16 protein-coding genes are annotated in these 18,501 nt (G+C 72.5%); 1 reads left to right on the top strand and 15 read right to left on the bottom strand.

Annotation, left to right across the window (positions count from 1 at the left end; genetic code table 11):
- Positions 1–12: 12 nt before the first annotated feature.
- From ACIP4Z_RS11880 to ACIP4Z_RS11855, 6 genes are all read right to left on the bottom strand, one after another.
- Entirely contained in the window at positions 13–906 is an 894-nt protein-coding gene (locus ACIP4Z_RS11880; RefSeq protein ID WP_401306868.1) for an ABC transporter ATP-binding protein, read from the bottom strand.
- Positions 903–2,612 (bottom strand): dipeptide/oligopeptide/nickel ABC transporter permease/ATP-binding protein, encoded by a 1,710-nt coding sequence (locus ACIP4Z_RS11875; RefSeq protein ID WP_401306865.1) that lies wholly within the window; start codon positions 2,610–2,612, stop codon positions 903–905. Before ACIP4Z_RS11875 ends, ACIP4Z_RS11880 begins: the two co-directional genes overlap by 4 nt.
- A gap of 2 nt (positions 2,613–2,614) precedes the next feature.
- On the bottom strand, positions 2,615–3,655 hold the full coding sequence (locus tag ACIP4Z_RS11870) for an ABC transporter permease (RefSeq protein ID WP_355332846.1): 1,041 nt from the start codon (positions 3,653–3,655) through the stop codon (positions 2,615–2,617).
- A 4-nt stretch (positions 3,656–3,659) separates the two neighbouring features.
- Entirely contained in the window at positions 3,660–5,267 is a 1,608-nt protein-coding gene (locus ACIP4Z_RS11865) for an ABC transporter substrate-binding protein (protein ID WP_391160979.1), read from the bottom strand.
- A 343-nt stretch (positions 5,268–5,610) separates the two neighbouring features.
- Complete coding sequence (locus ACIP4Z_RS11860) at positions 5,611–6,366, bottom strand: ABC transporter ATP-binding protein (RefSeq protein ID WP_401307287.1); 756 nt, start codon at positions 6,364–6,366, stop codon at positions 5,611–5,613.
- Positions 6,367–6,502: 136 nt separating this feature from the next.
- Positions 6,503–7,465 carry an ABC transporter permease gene (locus ACIP4Z_RS11855; RefSeq protein ID WP_401306861.1) on the bottom strand — a complete coding sequence of 321 codons (963 nt, stop codon included), beginning with the start codon at positions 7,463–7,465 and terminating at the stop codon, positions 6,503–6,505.
- A gap of 116 nt (positions 7,466–7,581) precedes the next feature.
- Between ACIP4Z_RS11855 and ACIP4Z_RS11850 the strand changes: the two genes are divergently transcribed.
- Positions 7,582–8,220 carry a TetR/AcrR family transcriptional regulator gene (locus ACIP4Z_RS11850; RefSeq protein ID WP_355332851.1) on the top strand — a complete coding sequence of 213 codons (639 nt, stop codon included), beginning with the start codon at positions 7,582–7,584 and terminating at the stop codon, positions 8,218–8,220.
- A 547-nt stretch (positions 8,221–8,767) separates the two neighbouring features.
- Here ACIP4Z_RS11850 and ACIP4Z_RS11845 read toward each other — a convergent pair.
- From ACIP4Z_RS11845 to infC, 9 genes are all read right to left on the bottom strand, one after another.
- Positions 8,768–9,364, bottom strand: coding sequence for a hypothetical protein (locus ACIP4Z_RS11845; protein WP_401306858.1), 597 nt, complete (start codon positions 9,362–9,364; stop codon positions 8,768–8,770).
- Between the two features lie 60 nt (positions 9,365–9,424).
- Positions 9,425–10,579: a PP2C family protein-serine/threonine phosphatase gene (locus ACIP4Z_RS11840; protein WP_401306855.1), complete on the bottom strand. Its 1,155-nt coding sequence runs from the start codon at positions 10,577–10,579 to the stop codon at positions 9,425–9,427.
- 263 nt (positions 10,580–10,842) lie between these two features.
- Positions 10,843–13,368 (bottom strand): phenylalanine--tRNA ligase subunit beta, encoded by a 2,526-nt coding sequence (gene pheT / locus ACIP4Z_RS11835; protein ID WP_401306852.1) that lies wholly within the window; start codon positions 13,366–13,368, stop codon positions 10,843–10,845.
- Positions 13,368–14,498 (bottom strand): phenylalanine--tRNA ligase subunit alpha, encoded by a 1,131-nt coding sequence (gene pheS, locus ACIP4Z_RS11830; protein WP_391046334.1) that lies wholly within the window; start codon positions 14,496–14,498, stop codon positions 13,368–13,370. Before pheS ends, pheT begins: the two co-directional genes overlap by 1 nt.
- Positions 14,499–14,684: 186 nt before the next feature.
- Entirely contained in the window at positions 14,685–15,740 is a 1,056-nt protein-coding gene (locus tag ACIP4Z_RS11825) for an ATP-binding protein (protein WP_355333574.1), read from the bottom strand.
- 209 nt (positions 15,741–15,949) lie between these two features.
- Positions 15,950–16,807, bottom strand: a complete 858-nt coding sequence (locus ACIP4Z_RS11820) for a TrmH family RNA methyltransferase (RefSeq protein WP_401306848.1) — start codon at positions 16,805–16,807, stop codon at positions 15,950–15,952.
- 106 nt (positions 16,808–16,913) lie between these two features.
- Positions 16,914–17,297: a 50S ribosomal protein L20 gene (rplT, locus tag ACIP4Z_RS11815; RefSeq protein ID WP_018564305.1), complete on the bottom strand. Its 384-nt coding sequence runs from the start codon at positions 17,295–17,297 to the stop codon at positions 16,914–16,916.
- Positions 17,298–17,395: 98 nt separating this feature from the next.
- Positions 17,396–17,590: a 50S ribosomal protein L35 gene (rpmI, locus tag ACIP4Z_RS11810; RefSeq protein WP_327291998.1), complete on the bottom strand. Its 195-nt coding sequence runs from the start codon at positions 17,588–17,590 to the stop codon at positions 17,396–17,398.
- A 110-nt stretch (positions 17,591–17,700) separates the two neighbouring features.
- On the bottom strand, positions 17,701–18,366 hold the full coding sequence (gene infC / locus ACIP4Z_RS11805) for a translation initiation factor IF-3 (protein ID WP_355333576.1): 666 nt from the start codon (positions 18,364–18,366) through the stop codon (positions 17,701–17,703).
- Positions 18,367–18,501 lie beyond the last annotated feature (135 nt).

Genomic DNA, 18,501 nt, shown 5'->3' with positions numbered 1-18,501 from the left:
TCTCAGGGGTCTTCAGGGTCGAGGGGTGCCGTCGAGGTCGAGGCCGGTGTCGAGGTCGGGAGCAGCGTCGAGGTCGGCGGTGTCATCGAGGTCGGCGGTGTCGTCGAGGGAAGCGTCGTCGAGGTCGTCGAGATCGAGCGGCCTTCCCATCACGGGGATCGACCGCAGCAGTTCGCGGGTGTAGGGATCGGCGGGGTCGGCGAGGACGGCGTCGGTGGGCCCGTGCTCGACGACGCGGCCGGCCCGCATGACGGTGACCTCGTCGCTCACGTAGCGCACCACGGCGAGGTTGTGCGAGATGAACAGCATGGTCAGGTGGAGTTCGCTCTGGAGCTCGCGCAGCAGATTGAGGACCACGCCCTGGACGCTGACGTCGAGCGCCGAGGTGATCTCGTCGGCGACGAGTACGGCGGGTTCGGCCGCCAGCGCCCGCGCGATGGTGATCCGTTGCCGCTGGCCGCCGGAGAAGCGGGCCGGTCGGTCGCCCGCCCGGGACGGGTCGATGTGGACGAGGTCGAGCAGTTCGCGGACCCGTGTCTCCCGGTCGGTCCGGTTGAGCCGCCGCCCGGTGGCGAGCAGGCCCTCCGCGACGGAGACGCCCACGGGCATCCGCGGGTCGAGCGCAGCCAGCGGGTCCTGGAAGACCATCTGCACCCGGCGGCGGGCCAGTCTGGCCTCGCGCGAGCGGGCGGTGAGGTCGACGCCGTCGAGGCGTACGGTGCCCGCGTCGGCGCGCGCCAGTCCTACGGCAACCCGCGCCATGGTCGACTTGCCCGACCCCGACTCGCCGACGAGCCCGAGCGTCCGGCCGGAGCGGACGACGAGCGAGGCGTCGTCGACGGCGGTCTGGGCGGCCCGGCCGTGGCCGAAGCGCACCGTGACGTGGTCGAATTCGAGCGTGCTCACGCGGTCGCCTCCTCCTGTGTGGCGACGCCGACCACCGGCAGCGCGCGGGTCCTGTCGGTCGTCATGTCGGGCACGCAGGCGATCAGACCGCGCGTGTACGGGTGCCGCGCCTCGTCCAGCCGTCGCGCGTCCAGCCATTCGACCACCACGCCGTCCCGCATGACGGCGATGCGGTCGCAGAAGCCGCTCACCAGGGCGATGTCGTGGGAGATCAGCAGGATCGCGGCGCCGGTCCGCTCGCGGGCGTCGCGCAGCGCACGCATCACCTGCCGCTGCACCGTCACGTCCAGGGCGGTCGTGGGCTCGTCGGCGATGATCAGCCGGGGCGTCCCCATCAGGCCCATCGCGATCATGGCGCGCTGCCGCATGCCGCCGGAGAACTCGTGGGGCAACTGCCGGATCCGCCGTTCCGGGTCGGGGATGCGCACCAGGGCGAGGGCGTCCAGGGCCCGCTTCGTCGCGGCGCCGCGCGCCACACCCGCGTGGATCTCGCTGGCCTCGGTGAGCTGCCGGCCGACGGTGAGGGCCGGGTTCAGCGAGGACAGCGGGTCCTGGAAGATCATCGCCTGTTCCAGGCCGAGCCTGCGGCGCTCGGCGGCCCTGGGCCGCCGTTCCATGTCGATGCCGCGGAAGACCAGGCGTTCGCTCTCCACCAGCGCCTCGGGGCCGAGCAGTCCGGCCAGGGCCATGGCGGTGACCGACTTGCCGGAGCCCGACTCGCCGACGATGCCGACGACCTCCCCCGGTCCGATCGTCAGGTCCACGCCGTGCACCCGCTGGACCAGGGAGCCGTCGTCGGCGCGGAAGGAGACCCGCAGGTTCTTCACCTCGGCGACGGCGTCGCCCTCGGCCGGGGTGACGCCCGCGCCGTCCGACCGGGGGCGTACGGCGTGCACGGTCCGGGCGCGGGACTGGCTGAGCACCTCACCCAGCAGCGAGAACAGCACACCGGTGAGCACGATCGCGATGCCCGGCCCGATCGCCGCCATGGGCGCCGAGTAGATGCGCTTGGAGCCCTCGTTGAGCAGCCGTCCCCAGTCGTACTGCGTGGGTTGCACGCCCAGGCCGAGGAAGGACAGCGCGGCGAAGGAGAGCAGCGTGGCCGACGCGTGCGCGGCGATGTTGACGACCAGCGGCGGCAGGATGTTCGGCAGGACGTGCCGCCGCGCGGTGCGCAGCGGCGGGCTGCCGACCAGCCGCGCGGCGTGCACGTAGTCGGTGTTGGCGACCGACGAGGCGAGGGTGGAGACCAGGCGCGCGAAGACCGGGACGCCCGCGAAGCCGATCGCGAACATCGCGCCGCGCGCCGTCGCGCCCCAGATGACGGAGAAGAACAGCGCGAGCAGCAGCCACGGGAACGACAACAGGATGTCGATGAAGGCGGTGACCAGGCGGCGCGGCGCGCGCGGCAGCACCGCGGCGACGATGCCGAGCACGACGCCGCCCGCGACGGAGATGCCCGCGGCGCCCAGGGTCAGCAGCACCGACAGGCGGGTGGCGACGACGGTGCGGGCGAACAGGTCGCGGCCGAGTTCGTCGGTGCCGAAGGGGTGGGAGAGGCTGACCGGTGCCTGGCGGCCCGCGATGTTCCGGGTGGTGGCCGCGTGGTCGAACACGAAGGGGCCGACGACCGCGGCGAGCACGACGAGCGTGAGACCGGCGAGTACGGCGATGCCCTGCGGGGTGAGGAGGGTACGGCGCAGCATGGTCATGCCTCCGCGATCGTCGAGCGCGGGTCCAGGACCGCGATGGCGAGGTCCACGACGAGGTTCGCCCCGAGGACGAGCAGCGCGTACACGAGCACGATCCCCTGGATCAGCGGGTAGTCCTTGGCCGTGATCGAGGAGACGATCGTGGACCCGATGCCGGGCACGGTGAACACCGTCTCCACGAGCACGGTGCCCGCGACGAGTCCGACCAGCACCACGCCGCCCGCGGTGAGGGTGGCGGTGACGATGTTGGGCAGCGCGTGCCGCAGGTACAGCAGCCGGCCGGGCAGCCGCTTGCTGCGCGCGGTGGTCAGGTACGGGGCGTCCAGCACGCGCAGCATCTCGATGTGCACGATCCGGGCCAGGTAGGCCAGCGGCCCGATGGCCAGCGCGAGCACGGGCAGCACCGCCTGGCCGGGCGTGCCCCATCCCGCGGGCGGGAAGAGCGGCAGGCCGACGCCGAGGGTCGCGATGAGCAGCACCGCGAGCAGGAAGTTCGGGATCGCGATGAGGATGCCGAGCAGTCCCGACACCCCGAGGTCGAGGAAGCGGCGGCGACCGCTCCGGGCCGAGACCGCCGTGGCGACGCCGATCGGGAACGCGCCGACGACGGCGACGAGGAAGGAGATCACGGCCAGCAGCAGCGTGGTGGGCAGCCGCTCGCCGAGGATCTGGGAGACCGGTCGCTGCGAGGTGATCGACGTACCGAGGTCGCCGTGCAGCAGCGCGGTGACGTAGTGGGTGAACTGGGCCCACAGCGACTGGTCGAGGCCGAGCTGCTGGCGCAGCGCGTTCACCGTCGACAGCGGGGCGGTGGGCCCCAGGGCCGCTCGTACCGGGTCGCCCGGCACGAGCTGGACCATGAAGAACGACGCCACCAGCACGACGGCGAACGAGATCGCCGCGCGACGCAGTCGTTGCAGGACGAATTCGAGCCTCGGCGATCCGGCCAGGAGCCGGGGGCGCCCGGCCCGAGCGGCGGCCGGTTCGGCCTGCTCGGGGGGCGCGGCGGTGGTGACCGCGTTCGAAGGGATCGTCATGCCGTCAGCCCAGCATGCGGATGGTCGTCGGCGCGATGCCCCAGGGCACGTCGGCGGTGGCCTTGTTGAAGAAGGTCGGCGCCGCGGTCTGCGCGAGGGGGTAGGCGTCGGCCCGGTCGATCAGTTCCTTCTCCGCGCTCTGCCACAGGTCGCACGCCGCCGTGGTGTCCTTGGCGGTCATCGCCTGCTTGGCCAGGTCGTCGTACGCGGGGTTGCGCACGTCCATGAAGTTGTAGCCGCCCTTCTCGCTGGTGGCGCCGAGGAAGAACAGGCTGAGCGTGGAGGGCTTGTTGGGGGCGAGCTGGATGAAGCCGGTGTCCCAGTCGTAGGACTGGTAGAGGTCGGTGGACCAGCCGGTCGGGTCCTCGGCGACGAGCTTGGTGTCGACGCCGATCTCCTTCCACTCGGCCTGGATCTCCTCGGCGGCGGCGGAGTGGCTGGGCGTGCCCGCGTCGTACAGGAAGCGGATGGTCAGCGGCTTGCCGTCCTTGGAGCGCTTGCCGCCGGAGCCTGCCGGGTACCCGGCCTCGTCCAGCAGCGCGCCGGCCTTCGCCTTGTCGGTGGCGGGCAGCGTCCACTTCGGGCCGCCCTTGACGCACAGGAACGGCGCCTGGACGACCAGCGACTTCATCTCCTCGGAGTGGCCGTTGGTGACGAGGTCGCCGACCGAGGAGCGGTCGAGGGCGAGTGTGAGCGCCTTGCGCACGCGCTCGTCGGAGGTCGGCCGGCTGGAGCGCTCGTTGAAGAGCATCTCGCCGATCGGGTTCGGCACGCCCTTGGACGCCAGCTTGGCGGCCTGGAGGCGGTCGCGGTCGGTGCCCGCCACGCCTGCCGCGTTGAGTCCGCCGGACAGCAGCAGGTTCGCCGCCGTGGACTCGTCGGTCACGACCTTCCCGACGACCTTGTCGGGCAGCCCCTTGGTGCTGCTGGTGACGCCCTGGGGTCCCCAGGTGTAGTCGGTGCGCTTGGTGTAGACGTACTCGTTGCCCGCCTTGGCGGTGGTCAGGTGGAACAGTGCCGTGCCGTTGGTCGCGTTCTTCAGCGAGTCGGGCTTGTCGAGGCCGCCCTGGCAGACCATCTCGACCTCGCCCGTCATGCTGAGCAGGAACGGGTTGCTGGTCTTCGAGGTGATCGTGAGCTTGTTGCCCTCGGCCGTGGCCTTCATGTCGGCGGTGACGTCGGAGCCGTGCCAGAAGGTGCCGTGCTTGGCGTCCGCCTGGTAGGTGATGTTGTTCGCGGCCGTCGCGGCCGTGAACGTGCTGCCGTCGGAACAGGTGACGCCGTCCTTGAGGGTGTACGTCACGGAGGTGGGGGTCTGCGTCCAGCTCTGCGCGAGCCACGGCAGGGACTGGCCGTCCCCCGAGGTGTAGACGAGCGATTCGTAGGCGTACGGCACGAGCTGGCGCTGCACGAGCGAGACCCCGGTGAGCGGCGAGAGGCTGCCCGGGTCGTCGTTGAGCCCGACGTTGAACGTGCCGCCGGAGACGTACGAGGTCGGGCCTGCGCTCGCCTTGGCGCCGGAGCCTGAGCCGGAACCGCAGGCGGCGAGCGTTACGGCCGCGACCGCACATGCCGCGACCGCGACGGACGGCTTGAGGTGCTTCCTGGTCATTGCTGTCGTCCTTTGGTTCGACGCGGTGCGGGACGGGAGCCTGGTCGATGGGGCCGGGCGGCCCCGGGTACTCCGAGGCCCTGGGTCCGAGGCTAGAAAGCCCGGATACACCCGACAATGTGCCGACGACGCAGAGAATCGTGGCGCACTGTGCTGTGAACACAGTGGCCGGCACCACATCGGCTCGTGACCGCGAGCCGTCCGGGTACCGGTGTCCCCGCACCCGCGCCGGGTACGGGCCGCTCGAAAGCCGCCCCGGCGCGGTGATCTCCCTGGAGACGATGCAGGAGCGGGCTCCGTACTTCAAGCCCCGACGGCATCGACATGTGCCGCGACCAGCGGTTCAGCCGCCGCCGCTGTGCTCCTCGTAGGCGGCGACGACCTCTTCGGTCGGGCCGTCCATCACCAGCTCGCCCTTCTCCAGCCAGATCACGCGGTCGCAGGTGTCGCGGATGGAGCTGTTGTTGTGACTGACGAGGAAGACGGTGCCCGCCTCCTTGCGCAGCTCCCTGATCCGGTCCTCCGAGCGCTTCTGGAAGGCGCGGTCACCGGTGGCCAGCGCCTCGTCGATCATCAGCACGTCGTGGTTCTTGGCCGCCGCGATCGAGAACCGCAGCCGGGCGGCCATGCCGGAGGAGTACGTCCGCATCGGCAGCGAGATGAAGTCGTCCTTCTCGTTGATCCCGGAGAACTCGACGATGCCGTCGTACCGCTCGCGCACCTCCTCCTGGGACATGCCCATGGCCAGGCCGCCGAGGATGACGTTGCGCTCGCCGGTCAGGTCGTTGAGCAGGGCGGCGTTGACGCCGAGCAGGGACGGCTGGCCGTCGGTGTAGACCCGGCCGCGGTCGGCGGGGAGCAGGCCCGCGATGGCCTTGAGCAGGGTGGACTTGCCCGAGCCGTTGGAGCCGATGATGCCGATCGCCTCACCGCGGTAGGCCGTGAAGGTGACGCCCCTGACCGCGTGCACGGTGTGGACGTTCGGCGAGGCCCTGCGGGAAACCAGCCGGTGCAGGGCGGAGGTCGCGTTGCCCCGGCCGGTGCCCGCGCCGTAGATCCGGTAGACGACGTGCAGCCCGTCGACGATGACGGTGGGCACCAGGGGCCGGACCAGGCGCGGGGCGACCTCCGGGGCGATCTTCGGGTCCAGGGCGGCAGCCAGCTCGGGGGCCAGGCCCCTGGCGCTGTTCGGGACGGCGTTCAGCGCGGTCTCCTGCGTTGCCTCGTCCGTTGGTTCAGCCACGGCCGTACTCCTCCTCCGACGACCAGAAGAACGCGTACCCGGCGCAGGCGGCCACGGCCGCCCAGCCGACCGCGAGCGGCCAGATGTGCGGCGGGAGCTGTTCGCGGGTGACGCTGTCGATCAGCGCGAAACGCATCAGACCGACATATACCAGGGCGGGGTTGACGTTGAGCATCACCGCGACGGCGTGCGGCGCGCCGACGGTGAAACGGGAGAGGTCGTAGAAGACCCCGGAGACGTACATCCAGGTCCGCAGCACGAAGGGCAGCACCTGGGCGAAGTCGGTGGTCCTGGCGCCGACGCGGGCCAGGCCCAGGGCCAGCCCCGCGTTGAAGAGCGACTGGAGGGCCAGCGCGGGGACGACGAGCAGCCAGCGGGTGGTGACCGGGATGCCCTCGGCGACCACGATGACCGAGAGCACGCCGAGGGAGAGCAGGAGCTGCCGGAGCTGGAGCAGGGTGGCGGCGATCGGCAGGCAGGCGCGCGGGAAGTGCAGGGCGCGGACGAGTCCGATGTTGTCGGTCAGCGAGCGGGCGCCGCCGAGGACGGCCGACTGGGTGAAGGTGAAGACGAAGACCCCGGCGCACAGGAACGGGATGTAGTCCGTGACGCCGCGGCCCGCGCCGAGCAGCAGTCCGAAGATCAGGAAGTAGACGGCCGCGTTGAGCAGCGGGGTGAGCACCTGCCAGAGCTGGCCGAGGCGCGCGTCGCTGTAGAGGGCGGCCTGCCGGGCGCCGGCGAAGGCGGTGACGAAGTGGCGGCGGGCCCAGAGCCGCCGGGTGTACTCCACGATTCCGGGGCGGGCGCCGCTGACGGTCAGGCCGTGGGCGGCGGCGAGCGCGGCGGGAGCGAGGTCCGCGGGGCCGGGCGGGCCCGGCCGCGCGGGTGGGCGCGGGGCGGTGATCACGGCGGGAGAGGCGACGGGCATGGGCGGCTGCCTTCGGGTGACGGGCATGGGGAGACACCTGCGCAACAACGGAACGGGCCCGTATCGTCGTCACGGTCGACGGTAGAGCAGTCGCGGGATGGAACGCAACCGTTCCGTCGTCACGTCGGGTTAGGATCGCTCGCATGACCGACTCCGCCGAGGCCGCTTCTCCGTCCACGACGACCGGCGGTCCGCGCCGCGCCCCGGCGGGCGCCGCCGTGCTGCGCGAGGACGTCACCGAGGCGATCCGGGCGGCCGTCTTCGCCGAACTGGCCGCCGTCGGATACGGGCGCATGTCGATGGAGGGCATCGCCCGGCGCGCGGGGGTCGGCAAGGCCGCCGTGTACCGCCGGTGGCGCTCGAAGCTGCCGCTGGTCCTCGACATGGTGTCCGACTTCGCCGCGCAGGGCCTTCCCGTGCCCGACACCGGCACGTTGTACGGGGACGTCCGCGCCCTGCTCGACGTCAGCGCGCGGGCCCTGCGGCATCCGGTCGCGGCGCAGATCATCCCCGATCTGCTGGCCGAGGCCGCTCGCAGTCCCGAGCTGGCCGACACGCTGCGCACCGCGCTGCGTGAGGCCCAGGGCGGGATCACCGTCGCCGTCATACGCCAGGCCGCCGCGCGCGGCGAGCTGTCCCCCAGCGCCGATCCCGAGCTCGCCCTCGACCTCATCGCGGGCCCGCTCTACTGGCGTCTGGCCGTCATGCGCGCCGCCTACTCCCGAGCGCAGCTCGACGCCCTCACCTCAGCCGTCGTCGCTGCGCTCCAGGCTTCCACGTGATTACCGGGTCTCCGGCCCGGACCCCCACAGGACCTGCCCCGCTGAGGCCGGTCCGCACAGCGCACCACCGCCGCGGCCGGCCGCGCAGTTCCCCGCGCCCCTAAAAACCCGCCGCACCCAGCCGAGCACCCACGCCCCCGAAGGGGCGCGAGGACCTGCGCGAGCAACCACAACGCACCGGCACCCGGCGAAAACCCGGCCGGGCAATGGCGCGCGCCCGAAGGGGCGCGGGGAACTGCGCGAGCAACCACAACGCACCGGCACCCGGCAAACACCCCGCCAGACCCACAGCGCTCGCCCGCAGGGGCGCGGGGAACTGCGCGAGCAACCACAACGCACCGGAAGTCGGCGAACACCCGGCCGGGCTACGGCGCGCGCCCGAAGGGGCGCGGGGAACTGCGCGGGAAACCCATCACCGGCGGGTGGTCGGGGGGATGCGGCAACCGCCCCACCGGGGCCGGTAGTGACCGGCAGGTCAAAGGCCGTCCACGTGCCGGTGGTGACCGGCAGGTCGAAGGCCGTCCACGTGCCGGTGGTGACCGGCAGGTCAAACGGCTTCCCCGTGCGGGAGCACCACGGTGCGGTGGGCGTGGTCGCCCGCCACGTCCGCCGTGGGGGCGGCGGCGATCACGAGGGTGCCCGCGGCGGCGACCCCGCGGAGGCGGGCCCAGATCCGGCCCTCGGCCGGAACGGCGAGGTCGACGGGGTCGACCAGGAGGACGTCCGGGGCCGGGATGAGGGCCAGGGCGACGGCCAGGAGAAGCTGGTCGCAGACCTCCAGGTGTTCGAAGCGGGCGCGGCGGGGGACGACGCCCGGCCGCTCCGGGTCCGGGTGGTCGGCCAGGGTGAGCCCGGCGGCGGCCAGGGCTTCGTGGATGCGCCGGGCACCGACACGCAGGCCCGCGTGGACGGCCGCCAGGTCGAGGAGTTCACCGACGCGGTCGTACGGGTCGGGGGACCCGGGGCCGTACACCCGCGCCACGCCGGTCCTGCGCCCGCCGGGCCGCAGCCCGCGCCCGAGCGCGACCAGCATCGCGGTGCGTTCGGGACCCGCGGGGCCGATGACGGCCAGGAGTTCCGCGGCCGATACGGCGGCGGGCGCGACGCCGTGTGCGGGGGCGCTGTGCCCGGTCACTGTCACCACGCCGTCCCCTTCCTTCGTAGAGGCGAGCAATCCGCCCATATCTACCAAGGAAGGGGGCGTTCAGCGGCGCGGCACTCCGGAGAGCGCCGCCGTACGCGGCCGGGCCGCCGGACGTACACCGTCCCGGACGAGTACCAGCAGGGCCACGTCGTCGGCGGGGCGGTCGGCGGCGTGCCGCAGGACGGCGGCGCGCAGGTCCGCGGCGACGGCGCGGCCGGACAGCGGGGTGCCGGGGCGTACGTCGGCCGCGTCGGCCAGGGCGTCGGCCAGCGGGAAGAAGACGCCCTCGGCGTCCCGCGCGTCCTGCATGCCGTCGGTGCAGAGCAACAGCCCGTCGCCGGGCGGCACATGGCCGGTGGCGGCCGGTGCGGCCGTCCGCGCCGGGTCGAACAGGCCCAGCGGCGGCAGGGGTTCGCCGATCGGCAGCGGACCGGGCGCGGCGTCGAGCAGATACGGCTGCGGGTGGCCGCAGTTGACGATCCGGTAGGCGCCGTCGTCGGCGAGCTCGACGAGTTGGAGGGTGGCGAATTCCTCGGCGACCGGATCCTGTGGCGGGACACCGGCCGCCGCCGGGTGCTCACCGCGGGTCCGCTCCCGCAGATGGCGTCGCAGGGCCCCGTCCAACCGCCGCAGCACGCCCGCCAGTTCGGGTTCCTGATGGGCGGCCTCGCGGAAGCTGCCGAGCAGCGCGGCGACCATGCCGATCGCGGGCAGGCCGTGGCCGCGCGCGTCCCCGATGAGCGCCCGCACCCCGAACGGCGTGGCCAGCACCTCGTAGAAGTCGCCGCCGACGTGAGCGCCCCGGCTGGCCGACACGTACTCCCCCGCCACCGTCCAGCCGCCCGCTCTGCGCGGCAGCGGCCGCAGCAGCACCTGCTGGGCGGCGACGGCGATCTCCCGCGTACGGTCCAGCTCGTCGCAGAGCAGCGACCGGCGGCGGGCGGTCCACATCGCCGCGGCTATCACCGCGACCACGGTGGCCGCGGCGCCGAGCACCGGGCCGAAGCCGTCGAAGGAGTCGTCGGCCAGTTCCGCGCCCAGCACGCCGAGCGCAAGCAGCCCGCTGCCGAACACCCAGAGCCGCCGGGCGCCCGCCGCGCAGGCCACCGCGGGAGTCACGGCGAGGGCGGGCAGCACGTCCGCGCCTTCGGACAACTGCCAGGTGAGCACGCCCATCACCGCCACCCACACGGCGGGTACCAGCGCCCACGGCACCCTTCGCAGCGCACGGACTGCCCGGTTTCGGATCATCCGCCCGGCTCCCCCCAGAAGCCGCGGTCGCGGCAGCGTCGGAGCCGCGGCCCGCATGCCCGGCTCCCGCATCCCGACCGATTCTGGCCATTCCCCGCGCACAAGTGGCCCGCCGAACGGGGTAATCACTCGAATGAGCGACGAAACCCTTGAGCGCTCCCCGAAAGACGAAGGGGGGCCGCCCCGGTGCGTCCGGGACGGCCCCCCTTCTCGGGTCCTGCGCGCCGTCAGGCGCCGCGCAGCACCGCCCCGGTGAGGGCGTGGGCGCTGGCGACCGCCGCGTCACGCGCCGCCGTGGTCTCCTCGGCCGTCAGCGTGCGGTCGGGGGCCCGGAAGCGCAGCGCGTAGGCGAGGGACTTGCGGCCCTCACCGATCTGCTCGCCGGTGAAGATGTCGAACAGCCGGAGCGATTCAAGGAGTTCACCCGCGCCGTCGCGCAGCGCGCGCTCGACGTCGGCGGCCGGGACCGAGGAGTCGACGACGAGCGCCACGTCCTGGGTCGCCACCGGGAAGGTGGACACCCGCGGCCCGGTGGGCCGGTCGCCGCCCGCGCGCTCGACCTGGTCCATGTCCAGTTCCATCGCGCAGGTCCGCTCGGGCAGGCCGAGCGCCTTGGTGACCCGCGGGTGCAGCTCCCCCGCGTTGCCCACCAGCGTCTCCTGACCGTCGACCACCGCGTACAGCGCGGCGCAGCGGCCCGGGTGGTAGGGGGCGTGCTGGTCCTGGCGGACGCTCAGCTCGACCCCGGCCTCGCGGGCCACGGTACGGGCCGCCTCGACCGCGTCGGCCCAGGTCGCCGGGTGTCCGGCGCCCCACCAGCCATTACGGTCGCGGGCACCGCAGAGCACGACGGCGACCCGGCGGGGCTGGTCCGGCAGCGCCTCTTGGAGCCGCGCGATCTCCGCGTCCGTCGGACGGCGGTCGACCGCGAGACGCGGCGGCGCCTTCTCCGCGCCGGTCGGCAGGAAGACCAGACCGGTCTCGAAGAGCGCCAGGTCGTGCGTGCCGCGGCCCAGATTGCGGCGCAGCGTGGCCAGCAGACCGGGCAGCAGTGTCGTGCGCAGACCGGGCTCGGTGTCCGAGAGCGGGTTGGCGACGGTCACCGTGCGGCGGCGCGGGTCGTCCGCGTCGAGCCCGAGCTGGTCGAAGACCTCGGCGCTGACGAAGGGGTAGCTCGGCGCCTCCACGTATCCGGCGCCGGCCAGGGCCCGGCCGACCCGGCGGCGCAGGAGCTGCGACTCGGTCAGCCCGCGTCCGGCGGGCGGCTTGGGCAGCGTCGACGGCAGATTCTCGTAGCCTTCGAGCCGGATGACCTCTTCGGCGAGGTCGTTGGGGAAGGCCAGGTCGGGACGCCAGCTCGGCACGGTGACGATCAGCTCGTCGCTGCCGTAGACGTCGCAGCCGATCTCCTGGAGGCGGCGGACGACGGTCTCGCGACCGTACTCGGTGCCCGCGACGCGGTCCGGGTGGTCGGCGGCCATCGCGACGGTGCGCGGGGCCGACGGCGAGACGACCTCGGTGACGCCGGGGTCCGCGGTGCCGCCCGCCAGGCCCGTCAGCAGGTCGACCGCGCGCTGGGCCGCGGCCGAGGTGGCCTGCGGGTCGCTGCCGCGCTCGAACCGCTTGGACGCCTCGGAGCCGAGCTTGTGGCGGCGCGCGGTGCGGGCGATGGTGACCGGCGCGAAGTGCGCGGCCTCGATGACGATCTCGGTGGTGCCGGTGACGACGCCGGTCTCCGGGTCGGTGGCGGGCGCGGCGATCTCGGTGTTCGCGCCGCCCATCACGCCCGCGAGGCCGATCGCCCCGGAGTCGTCCGTGATGACCAGGTCCTCGGGGTCCAGCGTGCGCTCGACGTCGTCCAGCGTCGTCAGCTTCTCGCCGGGCAGCGCGCGGCGCACCCCGATCGGCCCTTCGATCCGCGAGCGGTCGTAGGCGTGCAGCGGCTGGCCCAGCTCGAACATCACGTAGTTGGTGATGTCCACGGCCAGCGAGATCGGCCGCATGCCGACCTTCTGGAGCCTGCGCTGGAGCCAGATCGGCGACCGCGCCTCGGGGTCGAGACCGGTGACCGTACGGGCGGTGAAGCGGTCGCAGCCGACCGGGTCGGCGACCTTGACCGGGTAGCCGAACGCGTTGGGCGCGGGCACGTCGATCAGCGCCGGGTCGCGCAGCGAGACACCGTACGCGATGGCCGCCTCGCGGGCGACGCCGCGCATCGACAGCGCGTAGCCGCGGTCCGGCGTGACGGCGATGTCCAGGACCTCGTCGACCAGTTCGAGCAGCTCGACGGCATCGGTGCCCACCTCGTGCTCGGGCGGCAGCACGATGATGCCCTCGTGGTCGTCGCCCATGCCCAGCTCCTGCGCGGAGCAGATCATGCCGTGCGAGACATGGCCGTACGTCTTGCGCGCGGCGATCGCGAAGTCGCCGGGCAGCACGGCGCCTGGCAGCACCACGACGACCTTGTCGCCGACCGCGAAGTTGCGGGCGCCGCAGACGATCTCCTGCGGCTTGCCGGTTCCGTTGGCGTCGCCGACGTCGACCGTGCAGAAGCGGATCGGCTTCTTGAAGCCCTCCAGCTCCTCGATGGTCAGCACCTTGCCGACGACCAGCGGGCCCTTGAGCCCGGCGCCGAGCTGTTCGACGGTCTCGACTTCGAGACCGGCGGAAATGAGCTTGGCCTGGACGTCGCGGCCGGTCTCACCGGCGGGCAGTTCGACGTACTCCCGCAGCCAAGAAAGCGGGACCCGCATCAGATCTCCATCCCGAACGGAAGGGTGAAGCGCACATCACCCTCGACGATGTCTCGCATGTCCTCGACGCTGTGGCGGAACATCAGCATCCGCTCGATGCCGAAGCCGAACGCGAAACCGCTGTACTTCTCCGGGTCGACGCCGCAGGCGGTGAGCACCCTGGGGTTGACGACGCCGCAGCCGCCCAGCTCGATCCAGCCCTCGGAGGAGCAGGTGCGGCAGGGGCGGTCGGGGTTCCCGACCGAGTCGCCGCGGCAGACGTAGCAGAGCATGTCCATCTCGGCGGACGGCTCGGTGAACGGGAAGTGGTTGGGCCGCAGCCGCGTCGTCATGCCCTCGCCGAACAGCGAGACCACCATGTGGTCGAGGGTGCCCTTGAGGTCGGCCATGGTCAGGCCCTCGTCCACGGCGAGCAGTTCGACCTGCGCGAAGACCGGGGTGTGGGTGGCGTCCAGCTCGTCGGAGCGGTAGACGCGGCCCGGCGCGATCACGTAGACGGGCAGCTCGCGCTCCAGCAGGGCGCGGATCTGCACCGGGGAGGTGTGGGTGCGCAGCACCACGCCGGACTCGCCGCTGCCGCCGGGGCCTTCGGGGCCCTCGACGAAGAAGGTGTCCTGGGTCTCGCGGGCGGGGTGGTCGGGCGGGAAGTTGAGGGCGTCGAAGTTGAACCACTCGCTCTCGACCTCGGGACCCTCGGCGACCTCGTAGCCCATGGCCACGAAGATGTCCTCGATGCGCTCGGAGAGCGTGGTGAGCGGGTGCCGCGCGCCGACCGGGCGCCGGTCGTAGGGCAGCGTGACGTCCACGGCCTCCTCGACCAGCACGCGGGCGTCGCGCTCCGCCTCCAGCTCGGCCTGCCGGGCGGCCAGCGCCTTGTTGACCGCGCCGCGCGCCTGGCCGACGCGCTTGCCCGCCTCCGCCTTGGCCTGCGGCGGCAGCGCGCCGATCTCGCGGTTGGCGAGCGCCAGCGGCGAGGCGCCGCCGGTGTGCGCGGTCTTCGCGTGCGCGAGCGCGTCGAGGTCGGTGGCGGCGGCGACGGCGGCCAGCGCCGCGTCGCGCATCCGCTCGATCTCCTCCGGCTTCAACGCCTCGACCTCCACAGGGTCGTACGACTTGTTCGGTGCCGACATCTTTTCCCGTTCCGCAGTGGATGGTGGTGGGGGCGCCTCCCAGGACGGAGTCTCCGAGTGGAGGCTCTGCCCGACCGGACACATACCGAAGCCCGATTCTACCGGCGCCGCGTGGACCGCCTGATCACGCCCGTCGGGGGTCCGCCGGGACGACATCCCCGGCGAACGCTCTGCCCGCGCGGCCGGTCAGGCCATGAAAGCGGGTGCCCCGACGGGCAGAATAAATCGGAACTGGGCGCCGCCGCCGGGGGCCCTGCCGACGGAGATGGTGCCGCCGTGCGCCTCGACGATGCCCTTGACGATGTACAGCCCGAGGCCGGTGCCGCCGCGCTTGCTGCCCCGCCAGAAGCGGGTGAAGACGCGGCCCATCGACTCCTCCGGAATGCCGGGGCCCTCGTCGCTCACGGTCACCGCTGTGCCGGTGCAGCTCCGCTCCTGCGCGGAGAACGAGGGCTCTACGTCGATGGTGACAGTCCCCTCGCCGTGCCGCACCGCGTTTTCCAGCAGATTGCCGAGGACCTGGTCGACCTTGTCGGGGTCGGCCCACAGCGCGGGCAGCGGCTGGGTGACCCGCACCCGGAAGCGGTCGGCCCGCTGGCCCGCGGCGACATGGCCGTCCACGTGCCGCTGCACGGCCGCCGCCATGTCCACCGGCTGGCGGCGCACTTCCAGGCGGCCGGAGTCGATCCGGGAGATGTCGAGGAGTTCCGCGATCAGCCGGGTGACCCGGTTGGCGTCGGCGTCGACGGTCTCCAGCATGAGTTTCTTCTGATCGTCGGTGAAGCGTTCCCACTTGGCGAGCAGGGTGGCGGTGAAGCCCTTGACCGAGGTGAGCGGCGAGCGCAGTTCGTGCGCGACGGTGGCGATCAGCTCGGCGTGGCTGCGTTCGGTACGGCGGCGGGCCTCGGTGCCGCGCAGCGAGACCACCAGACGGCGCACCGGTCCCGTGGGGTATTCGCGCACATAGCGGGCGGCGACCAGCACTTCGCGTCCGCCGGGCAGCAGCAGATTGCGTTCCGGCTGGCCGACCCTGATGGCCAGTCCGCCGTACGGGTCGGTGAGCGCCCACCACCGGCGGCCTTCGAGGTCTTCCAGCGGCAGCGCGCGCTCCACGGACCTGCCGAGCACGTCACGCGGGTGCAGGGCGGTGATCCGGGCGGCGGCGGCGTTGAAGGCGATCACCCGGCCGCGCTCGTCGGCGACCACCAGGCCGTCGGGGAGGTCGTCCGGGTCCAGGCCCAGGGAGTCGACGCCGAACGGTTCCGCGCCGAGCGGGCGGGCGGCGCGCGGCGCGGTGTCCCGCGATTCCGCTTCGGGGCCCGCGGGCCCCGGTGTCCGCGGTCCCGCAGAGCGCGCGGTCCGGCCCAGGACGGCGCTGCGCGCCTCGTCCTCTGGCACCGTCACATCCATCCCCGCCACTCCCCTTTCAGGGCCCCCGGGCCGCCACCCTACTAGGTGGATGTGACGCTGCGGCACCCTCCGGGCGCGCGCTGCGCCCGCGCGGAGGCGTAGAGGCAGACGGCGGCGGCCGTCGCGAGGTTGAGGCTTTCGGCGCGGCCGTGGATCGGGACGCGGACGACCTCGTCGGCCAGCGCGCGGGTCTCCTCGGGCAGGCCCCACGCCTCGTTGCCGAAGATCCAGGCGGTGGGGCCGTTCATGGTGTCCTCGTCCAGCTCGGCGTCCAGGTCCCGCCCGCCCGCGCCGTCGGCGGCCACCACCCGTACCCCGGCGGCCCGCAGTCCTGCCACGGCGGTGTCGACGGGCACGCCGACGGCGACCGGCAGGTGGAACAGGCTGCCCGCGGAGGCGCGTACGGCCTTGGGGTTGTACGGGTCCACGGACGCGTCGGTGAGCACCACCGCGTCGGCGCCCGCGGCGTCGGCGCAGCGCAGCACCGTACCGGCGTTGCCGGGGTCGCGGACGTTGGCGAGCACGGCGACCAGCCGGGGCCCGGCGCGCAGGATCTCCTCGAACGGCGAGTCGAGGAAGCGGCACACCCCGACCAGGCCCTGCGGGGTGACGGTGTCGGAGATCTCCGCCATCACCTCGGGGGTCGCGGTCAGTACGGGCGCGCCGACGGTACGGGCGGCGGCCACGATGTCGGCGTGCCGCTCGGCGGCCTCCGGTGTGGCGTACAGCTCGACCAGGGTCCTGCCGCCCTCGGTGCCGGGGTGCGCGATGGCCTCCCGTACGGCCTGCGGTCCCTCGGCGAGGAAGCGGCGCTCCTTGCCGCGGAAGCTGCGCTTGGCCAGCCGGTGCGCGGCGGTGACGCGCGTCGAACGCAACGAGGTCAGCTCGGGGGCTGGCATGGGTGACTCGCCTTCCGGATCCGGGGGAAGCGGGCATGGCACAGGCCCGCAGGGGACAACCACCCGCGGGCCCGGAACCGTACCGTGAACAGGGCGCGTGTCGGCGTCAGGCCGCCTTGGGCGCGTTCACGTCGGAAGGCAGCGCCTTCTGGGCGACCTCGACCAGCGCCGCGAAGGCGTTCGCGTCGTTGACGGCCAGCTCGGCGAGGATCTTGCGGTCCACCTCGACGTTGGCGGCCTTCAGGCCCTGGATGAAGCGGTTGTAGGTGATGCCGTTGGCGCGGGCAGCGGCGTTGATCCGCTGGATCCAGAGCTGACGGAAGTCGCCCTTGCGCTTCTTGCGGTCGTTGTAGTTGTAGACCAGGGAGTGGGTGACCTGCTCCTTGGCCTTGCGGTACAGGCGCGAACGCTGACCGCGGTAACCGCTGGCCTGCTCGAGGATTGCCCGGCGCTTCTTCTGGGCGTTGACTGCCCGCTTGACGCGTGCCACTTGATAACTCCTTCTAGGGGACCGCGGTGATGCTCACACGGTCCGAAAGCGAATGAGGTCCCGGATCGGAACGGCGTGCCCCCGTCGGGGCACCGCCGTCACTTGCCGAGAAGCTTCTTGATCTTCTTGGCGTCCGACTTGGCGACCTCGACGGTGCCGGTGAGGGCGCGCGTCTTGCTGGACGGCTTGTGCTCAAGCAGGTGGCGCTTGCCGGCGCGCTCGCGCAGCACCTTGCCGGAGCCGGTGATCTTGAAGCGCTTGCTCGCACCGCTGTGCGTCTTGTTCTTCGGCATGGCGCCGTAGTCTCCTCGTCGCTGGCCCTCCCGTCCGCCGGTGGGCGCACGGAGAGCGTCAGTCCTGCATTACGGCCCGGAGCCGGAGGCTCCGGGGTGTTCGTCTCGTCTCAGGCGTCGGCCTGGGCCTCGTCCGGCACCTCGACGTCGTCGTGGGACACGGCCTCGTCGTGGGAGACGTCGTCGTCGTCGGCCGGGGCCTCACCCAGGCGGCTGGCCTTGCGGGCGGCCTGCGCCTCGCGGGCCTCGGCCATTGCCTCGGTCTTCTTCTTGTGCGGACCGAGGACCATGATCATGTTCCGGCCGTCCTGCTTCGGGTTCGACTCGATGAAGCCGAGGTCCTGGACGTCCTCCGCGAGCCGCTGCAGCAGCCGGTAACCCAGCTCCGGCCGGGACTGCTCGCGACCACGGAACATGATCGTGATCTTGACCTTGTCACCCTGCTTGAGGAACCGGACGACGTGACCCTTTTTGGTGTCGTAGTCGTGCGGGTCGATCTTCGGCCGGAGCTTCATCTCCTTGATGACCGTGTGCGCCTGGTTCTTGCGCGCCTCACGGGCCTTCATGGCCGACTCGTACTTGAACTTCCCGTAGTCCATGAGCTTGCACACGGGCGGACGGGCGGTCGCCGCGACCTCGACCAGGTCGAGGTCGTACTCCTGCGCAAGCTCCAGGGCCTTCGCAAGCGGCACGATGCCGACCTGCTCGCCGCTGGGACCGACAAGTCGAACCTCGGGAACGCGAATCCGGTCGTTGATGCGGGGCTCGGCGCTGATGGGGCCTCCTCGGTTGCACCACGCGGCTGACTGGCCGACAGCCGCGCATGAGTCTGTCTGGTTCTTCCGACCCCGTACCCAAGGCGCAAAAAACGCCCCGTACGGTACACAGGCGGGGCTCCTCACAACCGGGGA

Origin of the sequence: Streptomyces sp. NPDC088910, assembly GCF_044749865.1 — a bacterium.
Lineage (GTDB): Bacteria > Actinomycetota > Actinomycetes > Streptomycetales > Streptomycetaceae > Actinacidiphila.
Note: the sequence above shows the minus strand (reverse complement) of the source record. Positions and strands in the feature narration are given on the sequence as shown.

Excerpts from the sequence above, each read along its gene's own strand:
- ACIP4Z_RS11875 (WP_401306865.1), bottom strand. The coding sequence starts at position 2,612 with ATGCTGCGCCGTACCCTCCTCACCCCGCAGGGCATCGCCGTACTCGCC.
- ACIP4Z_RS11870 (WP_355332846.1), bottom strand. The coding sequence starts at position 3,655 with ATGACGATCCCTTCGAACGCGGTCACCACCGCCGCGCCCCCCGAGCAG.
- ACIP4Z_RS11865 (WP_391160979.1), bottom strand. The coding sequence starts at position 5,267 with ATGACCAGGAAGCACCTCAAGCCGTCCGTCGCGGTCGCGGCATGTGCG.
- ACIP4Z_RS11855 (WP_401306861.1), bottom strand. The coding sequence starts at position 7,465 with ATGCCCGTCACCCGAAGGCAGCCGCCCATGCCCGTCGCCTCTCCCGCC.
- ACIP4Z_RS11850 (WP_355332851.1), top strand. The coding sequence starts at position 7,582 with ATGACCGACTCCGCCGAGGCCGCTTCTCCGTCCACGACGACCGGCGGT.
- pheT (WP_401306852.1), bottom strand. The coding sequence starts at position 13,368 with ATGCGGGTCCCGCTTTCTTGGCTGCGGGAGTACGTCGAACTGCCCGCC.
- pheS (WP_391046334.1), bottom strand. The coding sequence starts at position 14,498 with ATGTCGGCACCGAACAAGTCGTACGACCCTGTGGAGGTCGAGGCGTTG.
- ACIP4Z_RS11820 (WP_401306848.1), bottom strand. The coding sequence starts at position 16,807 with ATGCCAGCCCCCGAGCTGACCTCGTTGCGTTCGACGCGCGTCACCGCC.
- rpmI (WP_327291998.1), bottom strand. The coding sequence starts at position 17,590 with ATGCCGAAGAACAAGACGCACAGCGGTGCGAGCAAGCGCTTCAAGATC.